The organism is Streptomyces sp. P1-3, from assembly GCF_050613155.1.
Classification (GTDB): Bacteria; Actinomycetota; Actinomycetes; order Streptomycetales; family Streptomycetaceae; genus Streptomyces.
Map to the genome: position 1 here is coordinate 351,215 of NZ_CP192512.1, position 22,833 is coordinate 374,047.

The following is a 22,833-nucleotide window of genomic DNA, read 5'->3' on the forward strand; positions in this document are numbered from 1 at the left end:
TTTATCGACCTGATCGTTCATCCGTTCGAGTGATCTGGGGCTCGACCCGGCACATGGGGCGAAGTCGCCCGCGTTGAAGGAGTGAACGTGGCCTGAGGGCACCAGGCCCAGCGCGGAAGGGGATTGACCATGGCGGAGATCGCGGGTGCGGGAGACGGCGGGTTATGCATCGGTGCGGTGGTGCCGCGGACCGGCCGGCTGGCGGAGCTGGGCGACCCGCTGTCGTTCGTCGTGCGGTGGCTCGGGCAGCGGCTGCCGGTCCTGGGCGACGGCGCCCGCCGCCGGCGTATCCGTATCGCCTGCCGCGACAGCCGCTCCGATCCGGCGGCGGCGCGGCGGGCGGCGCGGGAGCTGGCGCGGGATGAGGGAGCGCGGCTGGTGGTGACCATGGCCGGCACGCAGGTGCTGCCCGCGGTGGCCGACACCTGCGAGGAGCTGGAGGTGCCCTGCGTGTCCACCACGTTCCCCTGGCAGGCGTATGTGTACGGGCGGGGCGCGGACCCGGGGCGGCCGTTTCGCTGGACGTACCACTTCGCCTGGGGCCTGGACGACATCGCGGAGGTCTTCGCGGAGATGTGGGAGCGCGTCGGCCCCGCGCGGACGGTCGGCTGCCTGTGGAACGACGGCTTGCAGGGCCGGCTCCTGCGCGACGGGGAGCACGGGTTCGCACCCGTCGCGGCCGCGCGCGGCCACACCATGGTCGATCCGGGCGCCTACCGCGAACCGGCCGAGGACTTCGGCGCATACATCGACCGCTTCCGCGACCGCGGGTGCGACATCGTCACCAGCGCGTCCACCGCCCAAGATCTGGCGCTGTTCCACCGGCAGGCCCGGGAGCGCGGGCTGCGGCCCCGGCTGCTCACCTGCTCACGGTGGCTGGCCTACCCGCACGGCGCCGCCGCGGGGCTGGACGGCGCGGGCGTGGCCACACTCGTCTACTGGTCCCCGCGCCACCCGTACCGCTCCTCGCTGGACGGCACGTCGGCCGCCGCGCTCGCGGAGGCCTACGAGCGGCACACCGGCAAGCCGTGGCTCCAGCCGCTGGGCCTGGCCCACGCCCTGCTGGAGGTGGCCGCGCACGCCCTGGCCACCGCCGAGGACCCCACGGACCGCCGCTCGGTCGCCGACGCCATCGGCCGCCTGCGGCTGGCCACCATGGCCGGCACGCTCGACTGGACGAGCGGGCCCACCCCGAACATCGCCCTGGTCCCGTTGATCGGCGGGCAGTGGCGGCCGGGCCGTGACCGCGCCCATGAACTGGCCCTGGTCACCAACACCCGGCTGCCGACGGTGCCGCTGGACGGGGACGTGGTTCCGGCCCGTTGAGAACCGCGGCGGCACCCGGCGCGGCCTGACGCCGACGGCAAAGGGGGCGGCGGACCCGCCGTCACACCCGGTCGATACGATCACACGCCCGGTGGACAGATCTACCGCCACGCGGGGACAGGGGGACGGGGATGACGGACGAGACCTCACCGGCCGACGGCGGCGGCCGGGCGTGGCCGGGCCGGGTGAAGCGGCTCGTCCGCGCCCGGCCGAAGACCGCTCTCGCCGTCACCGCCGCCGTGGCGCTGGTGGCGGCGGGGCTCGGCACGTGGGCTGCGGGCACCGGGCCGTTCGAGAGCAGGGACCGCTATTGCTGGGGCGCCTGGGAGGAGGGCAGCGGGCCCGAGTTCCTGGGCGACGGGGGCGGCAGCCGTACGTCCGAGGAGACCGCGCCGACGCCGAAGCGGCCGCGCGGCCGATGCACCGTCGCGATCCGCTCCGAGGGCACGAGCAGCAGTACCGGTGACTACGTCAGGAAGGCCGAGGTCACGGTGACGTACGGCCCGGCGCCCCGGGACGCCGCGGAGCGCGTGGAGTGGCTGGACACCTACCTCGGCGGCAGCGCCGTGCCGCTGCCCGACGGGCTCCCCGGGGCCGTCGACGAGGACCGCGGCCTGCTCGTGCTGCCCGAGCGGTGCGACACCCCGGACGGCCGGCCGACGGCGGTCACCATCGACTCCGAGTCGGGGACGGACTGGAGCGACGGCGTGTCCCTGTCGGACGGCGCGGAGCTCGGCGGCGCCCGTTCGGTGGCCGAGCTGCTGGTCTCGGCCGCCAACCGGGGCATGGCTGCTGCGGGTTGCGCCCCCGGGAGGCCGCTGCGCGTCACCTCGCCCGTGCTCACGCTGGCCGAGAAGGACGAGGACTATTTCTCGCGCGCGTGCCGTATCAAGGGCATGGAGTTCGGCAAGGGGACGAACGGCCTCGAATACCAGGTCGGCGCGGTGACCCGGGACTTCCAGTCGTGCTCGGTGCGGCTGAGGCGGGACGGCGATCGGTACTTCGACGCCCTGATGGTCGCCCAGCCGAGGCTCGCCGCGCTCCTCGACGGCGTGCCGGGACGCGAACCGCCCGCGCGCGGCTGGCGCGGCACCGGCGTCTTCACCGACATCGGCGGCTACAAGGTCGTACGGGCCGAATGCGCGGGGCGTCCCGTCACCCTCATGGCGCTCGCCCCGGGCACCCGCGAGACGACGCGGTACTTCGTCGCCTTCACCAACGCCGTGACGCAACGCCTCGGTTGCGCACCCGTCGCACCTGGGGGTTCGGGACGATGACCGACACCGAGAAGGACGTTCCCGAGCACACCGCAGACGTCGCCGAAGACGCGACCGAAGGCGCCGCTCCCACGCCGCGCAGGCCCTGGTGGCACTGGCGGCGGCTGACGCGCGGCCGGCTGCGGCCCGCGCTGGCCGCGGCCGTGGCCGGGGCGCTGCTCGGCGGCGCGGTCGTGGCCTGGCAGACGGACGTGGGCCCGTTCACCGGCGACAACCGGGCCTGCTGGGGTGCGCTCGGCGAGGACGACGTGGCGGCGCTGTTCGGCGGCAAGCGGGACATCGACGCCTCCGACGTGCCCGTCACCACGGGCCACATCGGCGACGACGGCCCGTCGGGGCTGTGCGTCCTGAAGTCCCCCCGCGGCCGCCGGATCACGGCCCAGGTCCATCAGCTCGACACCCGGTTCGGCGGCGCGGGCGACCAGTGGGCAGACGAGTTCCTGTCCGCCCGGCTGACCCCGATGAGCGGCGGGTTGCTGGGCATGGCCTCGGACACCCGCGCCTGGCTCGCGGTGCCGGACGGCTGCCTCGGCAGACCGGAGGAGGACGACGGCCCCGTCGTGATCGACGTGGAGACGGGCTGGACCGTCTACGACAACGAGGTCAGGGCCCAGGAGCGCGATCAGCTCGCCCGGACCGTGGTCAAGCTCGTCAACGACTTCATGGCCGACGAGGGATGCGACGGCACCATCGCCGACCCCGTGGACCGGATGCCGGCGCCCGCGCGGTTCCAGGACGAGAAGACGGACGCCGTCTGCGGCATCAAGGGACTGCGGCTCCCCGGGGGGCGGAAGGACTACGCGCACTACATGCCCCTGGTGACCAGGGGCGCGGGGCCGGTGCGCACCTGCGACCGCCATGTGCTGTTCGACCATCCCCAGCTGCGGCTGATGACGGTCGAGGATCCCCGGCTGGCCGCGCTCTACGGCGACCTCGCCTTCGACGGCGGCAAGCCGATCAAGGCCGGCGACAGCGACGGGCACGGCGTCATCCGGGACGACCTGGGACTCTTCCAGGCCGCGTGCCCGACCGGTCCGGTCACCTTCCTCGTCCGGGCGAGGGACGGCAGGCAGCCCGGCGACATCCGCGCGCTCCTCCCCCGCTACGTGGCCGCGGAGGCCGACCGCGTGGGCTGCGGCCCCTTGCGTATCAAGCTGCCGGCCTGATCGACGCAACATCCGAAGGGGTCGACCCGCGCATCCGCGCGGGTCGGCCCCTCTCAGCGCCTGGTGTCGTCCAGGGACTCCAGCAGGGTGCGGAGCGCGTCGACCAGATGGTCGCGCTGGGGCTCCGTGAGGCCGGCGAGCAGGCGGTTCTCCGTGGCGATGTGGTCGGGCAGCGCCTGGTCGATGAGCGCGCGGCCTTCGTCCGTGAGCGAGACCTGTACGCTGCGGCCGTCGGACGCGCTGGGGGTACGGGCCACCAGGCCGCGGGCCTCCAGGCGGTCGAGCCGCTGGGTGATGGCCCCTGAGGTGACCATGGACGACCGCATCAGTTCGGCGGGGGTCAGGCGGTGCGGTGGTTCGCTGCGGCGCAGGGTGGCGAGGACGTCGAACGACGCCCGGTCCAGTCCGTGCTTGGCGAACGTCTGGCCGAGTTGAGCGTCTACCAGCCGGTGGAGCCTCCCCAGCCGTCCGATCACCGCCATCGGCGATACGTCCAGGTCGGGGCGCTGCCTGCCCCACTGCTCCAGTACACGGTCGACATGGTCTGCCACGACACCAGACTAGCCCAATCTCTTAGCGGTGAGATACATCACCCGCCCACCCCCGCCAGATAGCTTAGCGCTGAGATACATTGGCTTAGTGCTAAGCAATCGAATCGGGGTCCTGCTCATCACCGCGCTGGCTCCCGCCATATGGGGGACCACCTACCTCGTCACCACCGAACTACTGCCGCCCGGCCGGCCGTTACTCGCCGGGGTGGTACGCGCCCTCCCCGCCGGCCTCGCGCTGGTCGCCGTCACCCGGCGCCTGCCGCAGGGGATCTGGTGGTGGCGATCGCTGCTGCTCGGCGCCCTCAACATCGGGGCGTTCTTCGCCCTGCTGTTCGTCGCCGCCTACCGGCTGCCCGGCGGGGTCGCGGCCACGATCGGCGCGATCCAGCCGCTGCTGGTGGCCGGGCTCGCCACCGGGTTGCTCGGTGAGCGGCTGTCCCGGCGTACCGTGCTCGCCGGAGCCGCGGGCGTGGCCGGGGTCAGCCTGCTCGTGCTCCGCGCCGACGCGCGGCTGGACTGGCTCGGTGTCGCGGCCGCGCTCGGTGGCGCGGTCGTCATGGCCACCGGCGTCGTCCTCAGCAAGCGGTGGGCGCCGCCCGCGCCCCTGCTGGCGACGACCGGCTGGCAGCTGGTCGCCGGCGGGCTGCTGCTGCTCCCGGTCGCCCTGCTGGTGGAAGGACCGCCGCCGGCGACGCTGAGCGCGGCGAACCTGGCCGGGTACGGCTACCTGACGGTCATCGGCGCCGCCGTCGCCTACGCCCTGTGGTTCCGGGGGATCCGCGTCCTGTCCCCCACCGACGTCACCTTCCTCGGTCTGCTCAGCCCCCTGGTCGCGACCGCACTGGGCTGGCTCGCGCTGGGCCAGGAGCTGACCGCGGTCCAGGCGCTGGGCGGGCTCATCGTCCTCGCCGCCCTCGTCGCGGCGCAGTCCCACCGCACCCGCGGCCCCCGCACGCCCGTCGCGCCGCGGCGTGACCCCGTCGCCTCGACGCGTCCATAACAACCCCCGGCCATGACAACCCCCGGCCGGAAGAACTCCCGTCCGGAAGAACTCCCGTCCAGAAAACCCCGCCCCATCCAGAAGAAGGAGAGAACCATGCGCATCACCGTGTTCGGAGCGGCCGGAGCCGTGGGAAGCCGCGTGGTGGCCGAGGCCCTGTCGCGCGGCCACGAGGTCACCGCCGTGGTCCGCGACCCTGCCCGCTTCCCCGAACTGCCCGCCGCCGCCCACGCCCGCGTCGGGGACGCCGGAATCCCCGAGGACGTGGCCGCGCTGAGCGCCGGTCAGGACGTCGTGATCAGCGCGACCCGCCCGGTCCCCGGCAGCGAGCGCGAACTCGCCGCTACCGCAAAGGCGCTGCTGGCCGGGCTGGCCGGGACCGGCGTCCGGTTGCTGGTCGTCGGCGGCGCCGCCACCCTGACCCTGCCGGGCACCGGCGGCCTCACCGTGGTCGACGGTCCGGACTTCCCGGCCGACTTGCGGGCCATCGCGCTGGCGTGCGCCGACCAGCACCAGGTGTGCCGCGCCGAGACGGCGGTGGACTGGGCGTATCTGAGCCCGCCCATGCTGCTGGAGCCGGGCGAGCGCACGGGCCGCTACCGGCTGGGCGGCGACGAGCTGCTGGTCGACGCCGAGGGCAACTCCGCGATCTCCATGGAGGATCTGGCCGTGGCGCTGCTGGACGAGGCCGAGCGGCCCCGGCACCACCGGGCCAGGTTCACCGTCGCCTACTGATGCCCCAACCTCGGGGAAATCCCGGCGGCTTCGGCGACGCCCGGCGGGAGCAAGTACGATCGGTTTGCTCTTCACCCTCTTTACAACTTGCTCTTCGCCCTCTTTACAACGGGAGTTCAGGTGCCCACATCGCTGCTCCGCCCGCTGCCCCGGCCGGACGCCGGACGGACGTTGGTGTGCATGAGCTTCGGCGGGGGCGGCACCAGGACGTTCCGGCCGTGGGCCCACGTCCTGCCCCATGACGTCGAGCTGGTGGTGCACTGCTACCCGGGGCGGGAGTCGAGGTTCCGCACCCCCTTCGCGGAGGACTGGGACGAACTGCTCGGCGATGCCCTGAGGTCCGTCCGCACCGTGGCCCACCGCCCCTATGTCCTGCTGGGGCACAGCATGGGTGCCTGGGTCGCCTTCGACCTCGCGCAGCGGCTGGAGCGGGCGGGCGTCGCCCCGCCGCAGGCGCTGGTGGTCTCGGGCGCGCACGCCCCGCTCCCGGGGCCCAACCCGCGCACTGTGACGCCGATGCTGTCCGACACCGACGAGGAGTTGGTGGACTGGATGTGCTCGGTGGGCCAGTTGCCGGAGGCGCTGCTGGCCGAGCCCGAGCTGGTGGAGATCGCCGCGGACACCTTCCGCGCGGACCTGCGCGCCCTGGAGAGCTACCGGTGCGCGCCGGACGCGCGGGTCAGCGTGCCGCTCCAGGTGCTCCACGGGGAGCACGACCACGACTTGGAAGCCGCGCGGCTGGAGGGGTGGCACTCCCTGGCGGGCGCCGGATGCCATGCGACCCGGCTGCCCGGCGGCCACTTCTACACGCCCGAGGTATGGGCACGGCTGCCCGAGTACGTGGACGCGCTCAAGCCCGCCCGGCACTGGTGACGCTCGTACGGACCGCCGTTGACGGGGTTCTGACGGCGGCCCGGCGAATCCTGACGCGGGCTTGACGGCAGGAACGGCCGTTCGTCAAAGGGGCGCCAATTTCCGCAGCTCAGACGGGGTATGCGGGCATGTGGGGGGCTAGATTCCGGGGCGGCCGCCGGGACGCCGGCGGACCGGGTTCTCGCGTCCCCGGCCGACACCCCACAAGAAGGTCTCCCCGATGCTCCCCGCTGCAGCGCACCAGGCTCCGACGGACTCCGCGGGCCCGCCGGCCCCTGCGGATCCGATGTCCCGGCAAGGCAGGCCGCAGGGCAGGTCCCACCGCCGCCGCGCGGCCGGCTTCTTCCAGCCGGTGCAGCTGGTCACCGCCTTCCCGGAGGCATTGCGGAAGCTGCACCCGCGGGCGCTGGCACACAATCCCGTGCTGTTCGTGGTGGCCGCGGGGGCCGGGCTGACGACGCTGTCCGCGGTGTTCCACCCCTCCGTCTTCACCTGGGTGATCAGTTGCTGGCTGTGGCTGACCGTCGTCTTCGCGAACCTCGCCGAGGCCGTCGCGGAGGGGCGCGGCAAGGCGCAGGCCGAGTCGCTGCGCCGGGCCCGTACGGCCATGGTCGCGCAGCGCCTTCGGCACTGGCGGGTGGGCATGGACGTGGACCGCGCCGAGCTGACGATGGTCGCGGCCGACAAGCTGCAGATGTTCGACTTCGTGCTCGTCGAGGCCGGGATGCCGATTCCTGCCGACGGCGAGGTCGTCGCGGGGGTGGCGGCGGTCGACGAATCGGCCGTCACCGGTGAGTCCGCGCCCGTCATCCGCGAATCGGGCGGCGACCGGTCGGGGGTGACCGGCGGCACCACGGTGCTGTCCGACGCGATCGTCGTACGCGTCACCTCACGCCCCGGGAACAGCTTCCTGGACCGGATGATCGCCCTGGTGGAGGGCACCACCCGGCAGAAGACGCCCAACGAGGTGGCGCTGAACATCCTGCTCGCCGCGCTCACCATCATCTTCGTGCTGGTGGTGGTGACGATCCAGCCGATGGCCGGGTACGCGGGCGCCGCCCAGTCCACCACCGTGCTCGTCGCCCTCCTCGTCACGCTCATCCCCACCACGATCGGCGCACTGATCTCGGCGATCGGCATCGCCGGCATGGACCGGCTGGTGCAGCGCAACGTGCTGGCGATGTCGGGCCGGGCGGTCGAGGCCGCGGGGGACGTCGACACGCTGCTGCTCGACAAGACGGGCACCATCACCCTCGGCAACCGCGAGGCGTCCGCCTTCGTGCCGCTGCCCGGGATGGACGAGGTGCGGCTCGCGGACGCGGCGCAGCTCGCCTCGCTGGCCGACGAGACCCCCGAGGGCCGGTCGATCGTCATGCTGGCCCAGAAGAAGTACGGGCTGCGGGAGCCGGCCGAGGGCGAGTTGCGGCAGGCGCGGTACGTGGAGTTCAGCGCCAAGACGCGGATGAGCGGCGTCGATCTGCGCTGGGAGGGCGGCGGCGCGTGCCACGTCCGCAAGGGCGCGGCGGCCGAGGTGATCCGCTGGGTGGAGATGTACGGCGGTCGGGTCCCGCCCCAGGCCCGGATGTTCACCGACTCCATCGCGGCCTCCGGCGGCACGCCGCTGCTGGTCGCGGTGCATGACGGCGACGGGCCCCGGGTGCTCGGCGTCATCCACCTCAAGGATGTGGTCAAGGACGGCATCCGGGAGCGGTTCGCCGAGCTGCGCCGGATGGGCATCCGTACGGTCATGGTCACCGGTGACAACCCGCTGACCGCGAAGGCGATCGCCGACGAGGCGGGCGTGGACGACTTCCTCGCTCAGGCCACGCCCGAGGAGAAGCTGGCCCTGATCAAGCGGGAGCAGGCCGAGGGCAAGCTCGTCGCGATGACGGGGGACGGTACGAACGACGCCCCGGCGCTCGCGCAGGCGGACGTCGGCGTGGCCATGAACACCGGCACCTCGGCCGCCAAGGAGGCCGGGAACATGGTGGACCTGGACTCCAACCCGACCAAGCTGATCGACATCGTGGAGATCGGCAAGCAGCTGCTCATCACGCGCGGCGCGCTGACCACCTTCTCCATCACCAACGACGTCGCGAAGTACTTCGCGATCACCCCCGCGATGTTCGCCTCCGCCTACCCGGGCCTGGAGTCGCTCAACATCATGGGCCTGCACAGCCCGACCTCGGCGATCGCCTCGGCGATCATCTTCAACGCGCTGATCATCGTGGCGCTGATCCCGCTCGCGCTGCGCGGCGTCCGCTACACCCCGGCGTCCGCGCACGATCTGCTCCGCAGGAACCTGGCGGTCTACGGGCTCGGCGGGCTCGTGCTGCCCTTCGTCGGCATCAAGCTGATCGACCTGGTGATCTCCACGGTGCCGGGCCTGGGCTGACGGGGCGTCCGGGGCGCGGACCCGGGTCCGGCCCCGAGCCGGACCCGGCTCCGCGCGTACTCGTATGACTATTTCGGGCCTCGGATGGCCTGCCAGAGGTCCGGGTAAGACCTCCCAGTCGTTCTGCGGACCTCAGGAAAGGCACGCGCCAGGTGACCCAGCCCTTCGAACTTCCCGACTTCTACATGCCGTATCCCGCGCGGCTGAACCCGCACGTCAGGCAGGCCAGGGAGCACTCCGCCCAGTGGGCGTCGGGCATGGGGATGCTGGAGGGCTCCGGCGTCTGGACCCGGGAGGATCTCGACGCCCACGACTACGCGCTGCTGTGCGGCTACACCCATCCGGACGCCTCGGCGGCGGACCTGTCACTGGTGACGGACTGGTACGTATGGGTGTTCTTCTTCGACGACCACTTCCTTGAGGTCTTCAAGCGGACGCAGGACCGGGCGGGCGGCAAGGCGTATCTGGACCGGCTGCCCGCCTTCATGCCGATGGACCTGTCCGCCGGGACCCCGGAGCCGACCAATCCGGTGGAGGCCGGGCTCGCCGACCTGTGGGCCCGGACCGTGCCGGAGATGTCGATGGACTGGCGCGCGCGGTTCGCGGAAGCCACCGAGAACCTCCTCTACGAGTCCCTGTGGGAGCTCGCCAACATCAACGCCGACCGCGTCGCCAACCCCGTCGAGTACATCGAGATGCGCCGGAAGGTCGGCGGGGCGCCGTGGTCGGCCGGGCTCATCGAGTTCGCCGCGCACGCCGAGGTGCCCGCGCCGATCGCCGGCACCCGCCCGATGCGCGTGCTGAAGGAGTGCTTCTCCGACGCGGTGCACCTGCGCAACGACCTGTTCTCATACCAGCGGGAGATCGAGGACGAGGGCGAGCTGAGCAACGGCGTCCTGGTGCTGCGGAAGTTCCTGGACTGCACCACCCAGGAGGCCGCGGACTCCGTCAACGACCTGCTGACCTCCCGGCTCCAGCAGTTCGAGAGCACCGCGCTCACCGAGGTCCCGCCGCTGCTGGTCGAGCACCGGCTGGACCCGCGGGCGTGCGCGGAGGTGGCCGCGTACGTCAAGGGGCTCCAGGACTGGCAGTCGGGCGGCCACGAGTGGCACATGCGCTCCAGCCGCTATATGAACGGCGCGGCGCAGGGGTCCGCCCCGGCCCCCTGGTCGCCCTTCGCCCTCGGCGGGCTCGGCACCTCGGCCGCCGATCTGAAGCGGATCACCGGTACGGCCGGTGTGGGCGCCGCGGCCAGGGCGCGCCGCCACAGTCACGTCCCGTTCCAGCGGGTCGGCCCGTCGCTGGTGCCCGACCTCTACATGCCCTACAGCACCACGCTCAGCCCCCATCTGAACGCGTCGCGCCGCAACCTGGTCCAGTGGGCCCACCGGATGGGCATGCTCGAACCGGAGCCGGGCATCCCGGGGTCGCACATCTGGACCGAGGAGAAGCTCGTCGACTTCGACTTCCCGCTGTGCTCCGCGGGCATCCACCCGGACGCCACGCTCGAGGAGCTCGACCTCACCTCGGCCTGGCTGACCTGGGGGACGTACGCCGACGACTACTACCCCGTCGTCTTCGGACGCACCCGGGACCTGGCGGGCGCGAGGCTGGCGAACGAGCGGCTCGCCGCCCTCATGCCGCTGGAGGGCCCCGTCACGGCGGTGCCGGTGGGCGCCATGGAGCGCGGCCTTGCCGACCTGTGGGCGCGTACGGCGGAGCCGATGGAGCCCGAGGCCCGGGCGGTGTTCCGCAAGACGGTCGAGGACATGATCGACAGCTGGCTGTGGGAGCTCGCCAACATCGCGCAGAACCGCGTCCCCGACCCGGTGGACTACATCGAGATGCGGCGGATGACGTTCGGCTCCGACCTCACGATGGCGCTGGCCCGGCTGGGGCACGGCAAGCAGGTGCCACCGGAGATCTACCGCAGCGGGCCGATGCGGTCCCTGGAGAACGCCGCGGCCGACTACGCGTGCCTGATGAACGATCTCTTCTCGTACCAGAAGGAGATCGAGTACGAGGGCGAGGTGCACAACGGCGTCCTGGTCGTCCAGAACTTCTTCGACTGCGACTACCCGACCGGGGTGGCCATCATCCAGGACCTGATGACCGGGCGGATGCGCGAGTTCCAGCACGTCGTCGAGCACGAACTGCCCCCGCTCTACGACGACTTCGGCCTGGACGAGGAGGCCAGAAGGGTGATGGACGGGTATGTGACCGAGCTGCAGAACTGGATGGCCGGGATCCTGGTGTGGCACCGCGGCGTGAGCCGCTACACGGAGGAGGCCCTGCTGCGCCACCACCGGACCGGGCTGTCCCTGCCGCTCACCGGGCCTTCCGGACCGGGCACTTCGGCCGCGCGGCTGCACCTGGTCGGGACGTCGGCCGCGGCCCGATCGGGTGACTGGGCGCGACGGGCGGTGGCGCCGACCCCGTAGCGCGGGAATGCGGTGCGTAAGGTCCGAGCGCGGGGCAGACAGAGAGCGAGGTGGTCCGGACATGGCCGGGGAGCCGACCGACGACCTGCCCGCCCCGCGGCACCGCCGTCCCGACGGGGTCACCGACGAGGCCGTGGCCGCGGCGGGCAAGCTGTCGGAAGCGCTGGAGGCGGTCGAGCGGGCGCGCGGGCACCTGTACGCCTTCCACCAGCTCACCGGCCACGCCGACCTCGCCCTGGACGAGGTGCTGACCCTGCTCGGCGCCTGCGGGGAGAACGAACTGGCCCACACCCTGAGTCAGGAGCTGGTGGGCCGCAACGTCCTGGAGGGGCGGTGGACCTTCCAGATCGTGGAGGAGTACGACGACGGGTACTACCGGACCTTCCGCCAGATGGAGCAGCGGGTCCGCGAGCGGCTCACCGCGGGCCGCCGGCACATCTACGAGTCCGAGATGAAGGAGCGCCGGCGGACCCGCGGCAGGCCCGAGCACCGCGCCGTACCGCCGGCCGACCCGTCCGGGGAGTGAGGGCCGGGGCCATGGGGGGCCAGTCGACGAAAGGGAGAAGCGCCCCATGGCCATCGCGACGGTGAACCCCGCGACCGGCGAGACCCTCCAGACCTTCGAGGAGCTGGCGCCCGAGGAGATCGAGCGGCGGCTGACCGCCGCCGACTCCGCCTTCCGCCGCTTCCGCGCCCGCGGCCTCGCCGAGCGCGCCGCCCTCCTGACCCGCGCCGCCGAACTGCTGGAAGCGGACCAGGAGGACGTCGCCCGCAAGGTGACGACCGAGATGGGCAAGCCGCTGACCGCCGCCCGGGCCGAGGCCGCCAAGTGCGTCAAGGCCATGCGCTGGTACGCCGGGCACGCCGCGGAGCTGCTGTCCGAGGAGCGGCCGGCGGAGGCCGACGTCCGGGACTCGGGTGCGTCGGCGGCCCGGGTCGTGCACCGTCCGCTCGGCCCGGTGCTGGCCGTGATGCCGTGGAACTTCCCGCTCTGGCAGGTGATCCGGTTCGCCGCGCCGGCGCTCATGGCGGGCAACGTCGGGCTGCTCAAGCACTCCTCGAACGTGCCGCGGACCGCGCTGTACCTGGAGGAGCTGTTCCTGCGGGCGGGCTACCCGGCGGGCTGCTTCCAGACGCTGCTGGTCGGCGCGGCGGCCGTCGAGGGCATCCTGCGCGACCCGCGGATCGCGGCCGCCACCCTCACCGGCAGCGAGCCGGCGGGCCGGTCGGTGGCCGCCATCGCCGGCGACGAGGTCAAGAAGACGGTGCTGGAGCTGGGCGGCAGCGACCCGTACGTGGTGCTGCCCTCGGCCGACATCGAGCGGGCGGCGCGGACGGCGGTCACGGCGCGGACGCAGAACAACGGCCAGTCGTGCATCGCGGCCAAGCGCTTCATCGCGCACCGCGACGTCTACGACGAGTTCGCGGCCCGCTTCACCGAGGGCATGGCGGCCCTGACGGTCGGCGACCCGATGGCGGAGTCCACCGACATCGGTCCGCTCTCCACCGAGAAGGGCCGCGCCGACCTGGAGGAACTGGTCGACGACGCGGTGCGGCACGGGGTGCGGACCCTATGCGGCGGGCGCCGTCCCCCGGGGCTGGAGCGGGGCTGGTTCTACGAGCCGACGGTGCTGGCCGGAGTCACCCCGCGGATGCGGATCCACCGCGAGGAGGCGTTCGGGCCGGTCGCCGCCCTGTACCGGGTGGACGACCTGGACGAGGCGCTCGCCCTGGCCAACGGCACCTCCTTCGGCCTCAGCTCCAATGTGTGGACCCGCGACGAGGCCGAGCAGGAGCGGTGCGTACGGGACATGGAGGCGGGCGGGGTCTACTTCAACGGCATGACGGCCTCGCATCCCGCGCTGCCGTTCGGCGGGGTCAAGCGCTCCGGGTACGGCAGGGAGCTGTCGGGGTACGGGATCCGCGAGTTCTGCAACACCACGACCGTCTGGTACGGCCCCTGAGGCGGTGCGGCAATCGCGGATCCCGTCGGCTCCGGCTGGGCCCGCGCCTCCGGTCAGGCCACCGGGATCAGCGTCAGATACGCGAGCCCGAGGACGCCGCGGTAGGCGAGCCGGCTCGCCCGGTGCCGGTCGAGGCGTTCACGGGTCTCGGCGGCCAGCGGATGGCCGCTGTGGGCCGCCAGCCACTCCTCCGCGTCCGCCTGGTACGCCGACTCGAACTCGTCCCACTCGTCCTCATCGGCCGTCTCGATCCACTCGGGGCGGAATCCGGCCGCGACGGCGGCGTCGACGAGGCCCGCGAGGTCGGGGTGCTCTCCGGCGTGGGCGCCCGGCCACATGCGGGAGAGCTCGGCTTCGGTGGGGGTGCGCTGCCAGAAGCCCTCGCCGAGCAGTACCCGTCCGCCGGGCGCGACCAGGCGGCGGAGTTCGCCGAGGGCGACGGTGAGGTGCAGGGGCGGCGCGGCGTCGCTGAGGGCCTGGCTGGCGCCGAGGCACAGGACGAGGTCGGCGGGTCCCCGGGTGGTCCCGACGGCGGATTCCCGGACGAACTCCATCCGGTCGGCGAGCCCGCGGGCCTCGGCGTTCCTCCTGCCCCGGGCCAGGTCGTCGGCGTCGATGTCGATGCCGACACCCGTCGTCGACGCCCCGGCCTCGGTGCCGAGGATACGGAGCGTCAGCTCGCCCCAGCCGCAGCCTATGTCGAGGACGGTGGCGGGGCCGGTGCGGGTGAGCCGCCGCACGATGCGGTCGGCGCGCGCCTCGGAGAGGGGCCCGTGGAAGGTGAGGCGCGTGCGGCGCGGGGGTGGCGGGGTGTCGGTCATGCCTGCAGACGTTAGCCGCGCGTGGGCGCGGCGCCCATCGAATATCGGCCCGCCGCGCGGGACTCGGGCGTTCAGGGCCGGACCGTCTCCCGGTAGGTGTAGCGGCGTTCCGGTTCCGGGCGCAGTTCCACCAGCGCCATCGGCTTGTCCCGCGGGTTGCCGTGCTCGTCGAACGCGATGGGGCCGCTCAGTCCGCGCAGGGTCTCGCGTTTGCCGACCTGGAGCAGCATGTTCCGTACCCCGGCGGCGTCCACGGCGTCGCTGCCCTGCGGGCCCGCCGCGTCGCGGATCGCCTCGCCGAGGCTGAGGACCGCGTCGTGTCCCATCATGGCCTGGCCGCTGAGCAGTTCCCCGTCCCCGCCGAAGGCGAGGTCGTACGCCTTCCGGAAGGAGGGGTAGGGGTTGCCGGCGCGGCCGGGGTAGATCTTCGGGGTGCTGTCGGGGTGGGCGTAGGCGGTGTACAGGACCTTGACACCATCGGCGGCCCGCCAGCGGTCCAGGACGTCGCCGCCGACGGCCCCGGTGCCCTTGACCGGCGGGTCGTAGAACATGCCCAGGGCGCTGGAGCCGGACAGCACGGTGATGGGGCAGTCGCGGCCGGGGGCGGTGAGGGCTTCGACGAGCAGTTTCAGTTCCCGTCCCCGGCCCGCGAAATAGAGGGCGTCCAGGCGGCGTTCGGGGCGGCAGACGGTCTCGGCGATGGTGGCGAGCGCGGTGGCGGCCGAGGAGCTGCCGGAGACGAACGGATAGCCGTCGGCGGTCTCCAGGCGCAGCTTCTGGGCGGCCGCGGCGCGCTCGAAGTCCTCGTCGAGCGACTCGTTGTACGCGTCGTCGTCCTTGATGTCCTTGATGACGTCGATGCGGTAGCCGGGGTCGCGCTGCCGCTGCTTGAGGTAGTCGGCGGCGATGGACGCCTGGTCGCGGTTGGGTGAGGAGACCCGGAAGAACGTCGGCCGCGGCGTGGACAGGCGGTCGGCGGCGACCGTGGAGCCGACCATGGGGATCCCCGCGCCGCGCAGCGCGCGCACCGCGGACTCGGTGGTGGCCAGGGACTGCCCGAAGCCGGCGACCGCGACCAGCCGGTGGTCGCCGTCGCCCTTCATGCCGATCAGCTGGTCCACCAGCGGACGCCACTGCCCGCCGCCCTGCCCGCTGTTGGCCAGCAGCAGCTTGATCTGCGGGGTGCGGCCGTGGCCGCCCTGGTGGTTGAGTTCCATCTGGGCCAGGTACGCGCCCTCGACGGCCTGCCGGACGACGTCCGGTCCCCGGTCGTTGCTGGCGGCCGCGTCCCCGCGGAGGGTCATGGGCTCGGTGTAGGCGACGGCCACCCAGTCCTCGCCGGAGTCGGCCACCCTCTGGTTCTCTGCCCGGATCTTCTCGCTGACCTCCCGCAACGCCTCGCTGAAGACGTAGCGGCCGCCGGTGACTCCGACGCACTCGTCCCCGGGCCCGCGCTTGACCACTCCTTCGGAGCAGGTGCGCGCCGACTCCCGCCGGGCGTCGATCAGCCACACGGCGCCCGCGGTCACCGCGACCGCCAGCACCACGCCGAGCACGGCCCACAGCCGCCACCGCGACGGCGGGGCGGGCGGTACGAGTGGAGGGCGGATCACCACGGCTTCCCTTCGTACTGTGCCGCCTTGCCGAGCAGCACGGGGTTCCACGAGACGCTGTCGGTGTGCGCGGCCAGGGTCCGGAACCGGGCGGCGATCTCCCCGTACAGCTCGGCGTACAGGTCTCCCAGCGGGTTGCGGTACGGGTCCCCGGTGCGGTCCGCGGCCGCGGCGGACGGCGGTTCGGGGCTGATCCAGGCGGCGGCCAGCAGCCGGGTGACGGTGCGCAGCCGGCTCTCGATGACGCCTTCGCCGAGGAACGCGACGAGCTGCTCATAGCGTTCCCACGGCGGGCCGTCGAGGGCGCCGCCGGGCGTGTGCACCGGTGCCCTGCGCAGTCGGCTCAGGTCGGCGCACCACTCCTGCGGGGTGCCGCGCCCGAAGCGCTCGTTGAGATAGCCCGCGGCGGCGGCCAGGTCACCGGAGGCGAGTGCGTGGTAGGCGACGAGCAGTGGCTCGCCGGTCTCCTCGGCGTGCGCCCGCAGCACAGCGTGCGTACCGTCCCAGGTGCCGTTCGAGGTTCCGTTCGCGGTTCCGTTAGCGGTTCCGTTCGCGCCGTCGCCGCAGTCCTGGGCGGCCAGCTTGCGCAGCAGCAGGAAGCGCAGCAGCGGGTGCAGGACGCGGCCGCCGCCGTCGGTGGCGGGGTCGCCGTCGGCGGCGTACATGGTGCGCAGCGCGTCCGTGGCGAAGGACTCAAACTCCCTGCGCACCGCCGCGTCCGCCTCGCCCCACAGCTGTCCCGCCGCCCCGGCCTGCGCCAGGTCGGCGGCGGCGGCCGCGCGGGTGAGGACCCGGACCAGCTCCCGGCCCGCGTCGACCGGCAGCAGCCGCTCCAGCAGCTCGTCCACCAGCGTTCCGGACGGTTCGAAGAGGCGCCGCAGCCGCTCGTCCCACGCCACCTGCTCGCCGAAGCCGAGCAGCGCCTCCAGTACGGCGGCGGTCGCGGCGGGCTGGCCGCGGGTCAGCTCGTAGACCGCCCAGCCCAGCCATTTCATGCCGCTGTCGGCGTGGGGCGGCGGCACCCGGCGGCCCGCCTCCTGGAGGATCTCCTTGGCCTGCCGCTCCACTTCGAGGCGGTGCAGGTCGCGCAGCTGCCCGACGCGCAGGCCGCGGGCGACCCGCTCCGGCCGGAACCTTTCCTCGGCCCCGTCCCAGCGCCCCGGGTAGCCGCCGTGCCGGGGCGCCCCGCCCCAGGCGTGGTCCTCCAGCGCCTTCGGGTAGCTGCCCGCGGCGGCCAGCACCAGCAGCGGGTCGGGGGCTTCGGTACCGCGCCGCACCTCCAGCAGGAGCTCCAGGAAGTCGCTGCCGAGCGGGCTGTCGACGTTGTCGAGCAGCAGCAGGCAGCGGGTGGTGCGGCGGCGGGCGCCGCGACGGCTCCCGTAGGCCCGGCGCAGGTCGTCCAGGAACGCCTCGAACAGCACGGCCTCGGCCCGTTTGCGCTCCTCTTCCTCCTGGGCCCCGTAGCGCTGGTTGAGGGCCAGCAGGAAGGTGCCGGGCGGGAGTTCGGGGGTGGCGCGCCGGATGCGGGACAGCCGCCAGCGGGTGCGCAGCCGGGCCCAGCCGCGCTGCCACTCCGGCAGCAGCAGGAAGGCGGCGTTGACCAGGCCCGGGGCACCGAGGGCGGCCGCGGCGTCGGCCAGCCGGCCCAGCACCTCGGTGCGGCGGCTGTCCGGGCCGCCCAGCGCGTCGGCCATGTCCCGGACGGCGGCGTCCCGGCCGCCGCCCACCTCGGTCGCCACGGCGATGGCCAGGAGGCCGAACGAGGGGAAGGTGAGCCGGGGGAAGTCCTTCTTGCGGGCGTTGAGTTCGAAGACCGCGGCGGCCAGCGCGTCGATCGGCTTGCCGCCCTCCTGCCCGAGCGCGGCCAGGTCCAGCCGTGCGACGGGGGCGCGCCGGGCCCAGTCGGCCAGCCGCCGCAGGAGGGTGGTCTTGCCGCTGCCGCGCGCGCCGAGCAGCAACGTGACATCCAGCCGGGTCACAGCCGACGGGCGGCCGCCCGAGGCGGAGAACCGTCGCCTGGGTGCGTACGGTCGGATCAGCTGGTCCTGGACATACGTCTCCACGGCCTGATCCCGCTCGGACTCCCCCGCCCACTCACGACGCATCTCTCTCCCCTGCGGCCACCCCCGTCATACGGGTCATAAGTAAGCGTCAATCGACATTCATCGCAAGGGGGTTGTCAGAGCTGGCAGCGACCTGTCACGGATACGGCACCACGGCCACCGGGCACGGCGCGTGGTGGAGGACGGCGTGGGTGACGGAGCCGATCCCCTTCCGGCCGGAGGCGCGGCGTCCGACGACCAGCAGACCGGCCCGGCCGCCGGCCGACAGCAGGACCTCCGGCGCGCCGCCGATCTCGACGTGCTCGGTGACCGGCACCTCGGGGTAGCGCGCCCGCCAGGGGCGCAGCGCGTCGGCCAGCAGCCGCCGGTTGAGCGGCTCCGGGCCGCCGGCCTCGTCGGCCGCGCGCAGCCCGCGGGTGCCCAGCTCGAACGGGCTGGGCAGGTGCCAGGCGCGTACGGCCCGCAGGGTCGCGCCGCGCGCCGCGGCGGCCGCGAACGCGAACTCCAGCACCGGGGCGCCGTCCTCGCCGGTCTCCCGCACCCCGGCCATCACCTCCCCCGGGCCGCCGGGGCCGGGCTCGTGTCCGCCGCGCACCACCACGACCGGTCGGGTGGCCTGGCGCAGCACCTGGAGGCTGACCGACCCGAGCAGGAAGCCGGCCAGCGCGCCGTGCCCGCGTGAGCCCAGGACCAGCAGATCGGCGTCGGCGGCCGCCGCGACCAGGGCGGGCACCGGCTCGTCGGAGAGCGCCTCGCCGGACACGGGCAGCTCCGGGTGGGCGTGCCGTACCCGGTCCTCCGCCGTGCGCAGCACCTCGCGCGCCCAGTCGCGCCGGCCCTGGGTGTCGGCCTCGGTGGGGGTGTCCAGCGGGTGCCACGACCAGGCGTGCACCAGCCGCAGCGCCATCCCCCGGGCGGACGCCTCGGCGGCGGCCCAGTCGGTGGCGGCGAGGCTGGGGTCGGTGCCGTCCAGGCCGACGGCGATGGTGCCTGTCATGTCGTGCCTCTCACGGGACAGGGGGTGCCGTTCCCCACGATTATTCGGTCGCCGCCGGAGCCGCGCCTGTGGATCATGGAGCGCGCCGCGGCGTGGGCCGCGGCCCCGGATCTCGCGAGGAGCAGCCGATGTCCGTCCCCCACAGCCTTTCGGACATGGGAGGTAGCCCCACAGGGTTCGACGCAGGCGAGGTGGCGCGTCGCGTCCGGAAGTCGGCCGAGGAGCACGGGTTCTCCGGGGCCGTGGTGGTCGCGCGGGCGGGAGAGCCGGTCTTCACCGGCGCGTTCGGCTGGGCCAGCCGGGCCTGGCAGGTTCCCAACACCGTCGGTACCCGGTTCCGGGTGGGCTCCGTGTCGAAGATGTTCACCGCCGTCGCCGTCCTGCGGCTGGTCGAGCAGGGCCGGGTCGGGCTGGCGGACCGGCTGGCGCCGCTGCTCGGGGAGCGCGGGGCCTGGCTGCCCCCGCAGGTGACGGTGGGTCATGCGCTGACGATGACGGCCGGCATCGCCGACTGGTTCGAGGAGAGCGGTGACTGGGCGGCGGACTGGGCCGCGCTGACCGCCGCCCATCCGCTGTATCTGCTGCGCGACAACGCCGACTATCTGCCGCTGTTCGCCGGCAGGGAGCCGCTGTTCGCGCCCGGCGAGCGCCACCAGTACAACGGTGCGGGATACATCCTTCTCGGTCTGCTGCTGGAGTCCCTGACCGGCAAGGCGTACGCGGACGCCATCCACGACCAGGTCTTCGCCAGGGCCGCCATGGCGGATTCCGGCTTCGTGGCGCTGGACGAGGTCGTGCCGGGCGTCGCCGAGGGCCATCTGCCCCCTGAGGAGACGCCGGACGGGCGGGGCACCGGCTGGCGCCGCAACGTCTACTCCACCACCCCCACGGCGGCGGCCGACGGCGGTGCCACCTGCACCGCCGACGATCTCGTCGGCTTCGCCCGCGCCCTGCGCGCGGGCCGGCTCCTGGGCGCGGACATGACCCGCCGGGCGCTCACCCCGCAGGTCCTGGAGCGCGCGGAGAAGGTGCGCGGCTACACCTGGAAGTACGGGTACGGCGTGATGTTCCTCCTGGACGACGACGGCACCGTGGTGCGCTGGGGCCACACCGGAGAGGAGGACGGGGTGAGCGCGCGCCTCTACCACTACCCCCGGCTGGACACCGACGTCGCCATCCTGGGGAACGTCAGCGGGTGCGCCGGAGCGCTGGGTTGGGACCTGCACGACGCGCTGACCGGCTGACGCACGAGCGCGGGTGCCGGTGTCAGCCCGCCGGTGCGGCGCGGGGGCGGCGGCGGACCAGCATGACGGCGACGTCGTCGTCGTTCCAGGCGGAGACGGCCGGGGTGACGACCCGGTCGGCCAGCCGTTCGAGGTCCGCGAGGCCGGCCGGACCGACCGGGCCCGTTGCCACGGCGGCGCCCTCGGCGAGCCGGGCGGACAGCTCGGCGACCCCGTCGTCGTAGTCGCTGCCCGGCCGCTCCACCAGGCCGTCGGTGTAGAGCAGCAGCGTGGCGCCCTCGGGGAGGACCGTCTCGGTGACGGGGTAGACCTCGTCGTCGAAGCAGCCCAGCGGGAGGCCTCCGGGGCTCTCCAGCAGGGCGACGCCGCCGCCCGGGGCGATCAGCAGGGGGTGGGGGTGTCCGGCGCGGACGATCCGGAGCGCGCCGTCGGCGGGGTCGATGTCCGCGATGCAGCAGGTGGCGAAGAGGTCGGTGTCCATGTCGCACAGCGCCTGGTTGCCGTGCGCCATCAAGGCCGACAGCTCGTGTCCTTCGGCGGCGTGGGCCCGCATCGCGATCCGCAGCTGTCCCATCACCGCCGCCGCGCGCACGCTGTGGCCCTGGACGTCGCCGATGACGACGGTGATCCGGCCGTCCGGCATGGGCAGGGCGTCGTACCAGTCGCCGCCGACGTCCAGCCGGTCCGAGCCCGGCCGGTAGCGCACCAGGACGTCGAGTCCGGGCGGCGACGGCAGCCGCGCCGGCAGCATCATGCGCTGCAGCTCGGTCAGGTGCGCGCGGCGTTCGTCGAAGAGCCGGGCCCTGGCCAGGGACTGGGCGAGGATGCCCGCCACCCCCGCGACGACCAACTGATCGTCGGAGGAGAAGGTGCGCGGATGGTCGTAGATGATCAGGCAGCCGCCGACCAGTCCGTCGGCCGTGGCCAGCGGGAGGATCGCCCACGCGTGGAGCCCCGGCAGCGGGGTGAGCCGCTCGTCGCGGATGCGTTCGCGGTACTCCTCGCGGCTGCCGATGAACATCGGCTCACCGCCGCGCACGCCGGCCAGGAACGGGCTCTCGATCCCGATGTCGGCGATGTGCCGCAGCCGCTCCTGGTGTTCGGGCTCGTAGCCGTGGGAGCCGATGAGCCGCATCCGCCCGTCGTCCTCCCTGACGTAGATCACCATGCGCTGGCCGCCGAGCGCGGGCAGGACCGTGTCGGCCACCGTGGCGACGACGTCCTCGATGGAGGAGGCGGCGGTGAACGCGCGGGTGATGTTCAGGACGAAGTCCTTGCGCGCCTGCCGTTCGTCCTCGCGGGTCTGCGCTTCGGTGCAGTCCTGGGCGACTCCGATCATTCCGCGCGGCGTGCCCGCGGTGTCGTACAGGACGCGGCTCTCGGCGTCGATCCACCGGACCGCCTCGTCGTCGCGGCGCACGATGCGGTAGCGGGCGTGGTATCTGCCCGTGGCGAGGCTCTCCTGCGCCGCCTCCTCGACGCGCGGGAGGTCCTCCGGGAGGACGGCGGCGCGGAAGGTCTCGATCCGTTGGTCGAACTCCTCGGGCGCGATACCGAACAGCCGGCACAGCCGTTCGTCCCAGATGAGGCGGCCGGAGGCGAAGTCCCAGTCGAAGGAGCCGATGCCGGCGTTCGCCATGGCCATTTCCAGCATCGTGGCGCGGTCGCGGGTCCGCAGCCGAATCGGGTCGCCGGGGCGGGATCCGCCGCCCGGTCCGCGCCCCCTCGGCGTACGGGCGAGCAGTTCGTCGAAGCGGTGGGCGCACAGGGCCGCCACGGTGAGGAACGCGCGGTGCCGGGCGGCGTTCAGCGGTACGCCGCCGGGCAGGGTCAGGGCGAGTGACCCGACGCAGCGGGAGCCCACGAGGAGGGGCAGTACGGCGTACTCGGCGGGCGCGGTGCCGTGCGCCGCGCCCGCCGGCGCGGACGGCTCGCCGGCGGACCCCGCGCGCTCGTCGGGCCCGGGCGCCGTCCGGCCCTCTCCGGGCGGCTCCCGGGGCGGGCCGTAGACCGGCTCGTGGTCGCGGATCACCTGGGCGAACGGCAGGTCGGCCGCGGCGGAGACCACCCGGTAGCGCTCCACCAGGTCTTCGTGCGCCCCGATCGCGGCGGCCAGTCGGATCAGCCCGTCGTCGTCGAGCCGGTAGAGCGCGCCCACCTCGATACGGGTGCCCGGCCCCAGGTCGACGGCGTCCATTGCCGCCGCGAGCAGGGACTCGCAGTCGGGGGCGCCGAGCAGCGGCGGCACCGCGCGCTCGTCCAGGCCGCCGGGGTCCCGGTGGCCTTCCCCCGGCCCTCCGGCCATAGCAGCCTCCGTGTCCCGCTCGTGCCCGGCCGCCTCGTGCCCGGCCGCTGTCCCATGTTCCT

17 protein-coding genes are annotated in these 22,833 nt (G+C 73.5%); 11 read left to right on the plus strand and 6 right to left on the minus strand.

Annotated elements, in window-relative coordinates; genetic code table 11:
- Positions 1-129: 129 nt before the first annotated feature.
- The 3 genes from ACQUSR_RS01240 (at position 130) to ACQUSR_RS01250 (ending at position 3,769) form a co-directional block, all read left to right on the plus strand.
- Positions 130-1,326, plus strand: a complete 1,197-nt coding sequence (locus tag ACQUSR_RS01240) for an ABC transporter substrate-binding protein (RefSeq protein ID WP_431040643.1) — start codon at positions 130-132, stop codon at positions 1,324-1,326.
- 131 nt (positions 1,327-1,457) lie between these two features.
- A complete protein-coding gene (locus ACQUSR_RS01245) occupies positions 1,458-2,603 on the plus strand; it encodes a hypothetical protein (protein WP_431040644.1) in 1,146 nt (381 codons plus the stop codon).
- Entirely contained in the window at positions 2,600-3,769 is a 1,170-nt protein-coding gene (locus ACQUSR_RS01250) for a hypothetical protein (RefSeq protein WP_431040645.1), read from the plus strand. Before ACQUSR_RS01245 ends, ACQUSR_RS01250 begins: the two co-directional genes overlap by 4 nt.
- Before the next feature lie 53 nt (positions 3,770-3,822).
- Here the strand turns inward: ACQUSR_RS01250 and ACQUSR_RS01255 are convergent, their stop codons facing one another.
- Positions 3,823-4,320 (minus strand): MarR family winged helix-turn-helix transcriptional regulator, encoded by a 498-nt coding sequence (locus tag ACQUSR_RS01255; protein WP_431040646.1) that lies wholly within the window; start codon positions 4,318-4,320, stop codon positions 3,823-3,825.
- Between the two features lie 88 nt (positions 4,321-4,408).
- Between ACQUSR_RS01255 and ACQUSR_RS01260 the strand changes: the two genes are divergently transcribed.
- The 7 genes from ACQUSR_RS01260 to ACQUSR_RS01290 all read left to right on the plus strand — a co-directional run bounded on the left by ACQUSR_RS01260 (position 4,409) and on the right by ACQUSR_RS01290 (position 13,728).
- Positions 4,409-5,320 (plus strand): EamA family transporter, encoded by a 912-nt coding sequence (locus tag ACQUSR_RS01260; protein ID WP_431040647.1) that lies wholly within the window; start codon positions 4,409-4,411, stop codon positions 5,318-5,320.
- 96 nt (positions 5,321-5,416) lie between these two features.
- Positions 5,417-6,055: an NAD(P)-dependent oxidoreductase gene (locus ACQUSR_RS01265; RefSeq protein ID WP_431040648.1), complete on the plus strand. Its 639-nt coding sequence runs from the start codon at positions 5,417-5,419 to the stop codon at positions 6,053-6,055.
- Positions 6,056-6,175: 120 nt separating this feature from the next.
- Positions 6,176-6,928: a thioesterase II family protein gene (locus ACQUSR_RS01270; RefSeq protein WP_431040649.1), complete on the plus strand. Its 753-nt coding sequence runs from the start codon at positions 6,176-6,178 to the stop codon at positions 6,926-6,928.
- A 220-nt stretch (positions 6,929-7,148) separates the two neighbouring features.
- On the plus strand, positions 7,149-9,323 hold the full coding sequence (gene kdpB / locus ACQUSR_RS01275; protein WP_431040650.1) for a potassium-transporting ATPase subunit KdpB: 2,175 nt from the start codon (positions 7,149-7,151) through the stop codon (positions 9,321-9,323).
- Positions 9,324-9,475: 152 nt separating this feature from the next.
- Positions 9,476-11,764, plus strand: a complete 2,289-nt coding sequence (locus ACQUSR_RS01280) for a family 2 encapsulin nanocompartment cargo protein terpene cyclase (RefSeq protein WP_431040651.1) — start codon at positions 9,476-9,478, stop codon at positions 11,762-11,764.
- A gap of 61 nt (positions 11,765-11,825) precedes the next feature.
- Positions 11,826-12,290 (plus strand): hypothetical protein, encoded by a 465-nt coding sequence (locus tag ACQUSR_RS01285; RefSeq protein ID WP_431040652.1) that lies wholly within the window; start codon positions 11,826-11,828, stop codon positions 12,288-12,290.
- A gap of 46 nt (positions 12,291-12,336) precedes the next feature.
- Positions 12,337-13,728, plus strand: a complete 1,392-nt coding sequence (locus ACQUSR_RS01290; protein WP_431040653.1) for an NADP-dependent succinic semialdehyde dehydrogenase — start codon at positions 12,337-12,339, stop codon at positions 13,726-13,728.
- Positions 13,729-13,781: 53 nt separating this feature from the next.
- Here the strand turns inward: ACQUSR_RS01290 and ACQUSR_RS01295 are convergent, their stop codons facing one another.
- The 4 genes from ACQUSR_RS01295 to ACQUSR_RS01310 all read right to left on the minus strand — a co-directional run bounded on the left by ACQUSR_RS01295 (position 13,782) and on the right by ACQUSR_RS01310 (position 19,222).
- Positions 13,782-14,549, minus strand: coding sequence for an SAM-dependent methyltransferase (locus ACQUSR_RS01295; protein WP_431040654.1), 768 nt, complete (start codon positions 14,547-14,549; stop codon positions 13,782-13,784).
- A 71-nt stretch (positions 14,550-14,620) separates the two neighbouring features.
- Positions 14,621-16,162 (minus strand): ABC transporter substrate-binding protein, encoded by a 1,542-nt coding sequence (locus tag ACQUSR_RS01300; protein ID WP_431040655.1) that lies wholly within the window; start codon positions 16,160-16,162, stop codon positions 14,621-14,623.
- On the minus strand, positions 16,159-18,267 hold the full coding sequence (locus ACQUSR_RS01305) for an ATP-binding protein (protein WP_431040656.1): 2,109 nt from the start codon (positions 18,265-18,267) through the stop codon (positions 16,159-16,161). The genes ACQUSR_RS01300 and ACQUSR_RS01305 overlap by 4 nt, the downstream gene beginning before the upstream one ends.
- A gap of 94 nt (positions 18,268-18,361) precedes the next feature.
- On the minus strand, positions 18,362-19,222 hold the full coding sequence (locus ACQUSR_RS01310; protein ID WP_431040657.1) for a universal stress protein: 861 nt from the start codon (positions 19,220-19,222) through the stop codon (positions 18,362-18,364).
- Positions 19,223-19,377: 155 nt separating this feature from the next.
- Between ACQUSR_RS01310 and ACQUSR_RS01315 the strand changes: the two genes are divergently transcribed.
- Positions 19,378-20,466 (plus strand): serine hydrolase domain-containing protein, encoded by a 1,089-nt coding sequence (locus ACQUSR_RS01315; RefSeq protein ID WP_431040658.1) that lies wholly within the window; start codon positions 19,378-19,380, stop codon positions 20,464-20,466.
- Positions 20,467-20,488: 22 nt separating this feature from the next.
- On the opposite strand, the gene ACQUSR_RS01320 is transcribed toward ACQUSR_RS01315, so the two are convergent.
- On the minus strand, positions 20,489-22,771 hold the full coding sequence (locus tag ACQUSR_RS01320; protein WP_431040659.1) for a SpoIIE family protein phosphatase: 2,283 nt from the start codon (positions 22,769-22,771) through the stop codon (positions 20,489-20,491).
- Positions 22,772-22,833: the final 62 nt, after the last annotated feature.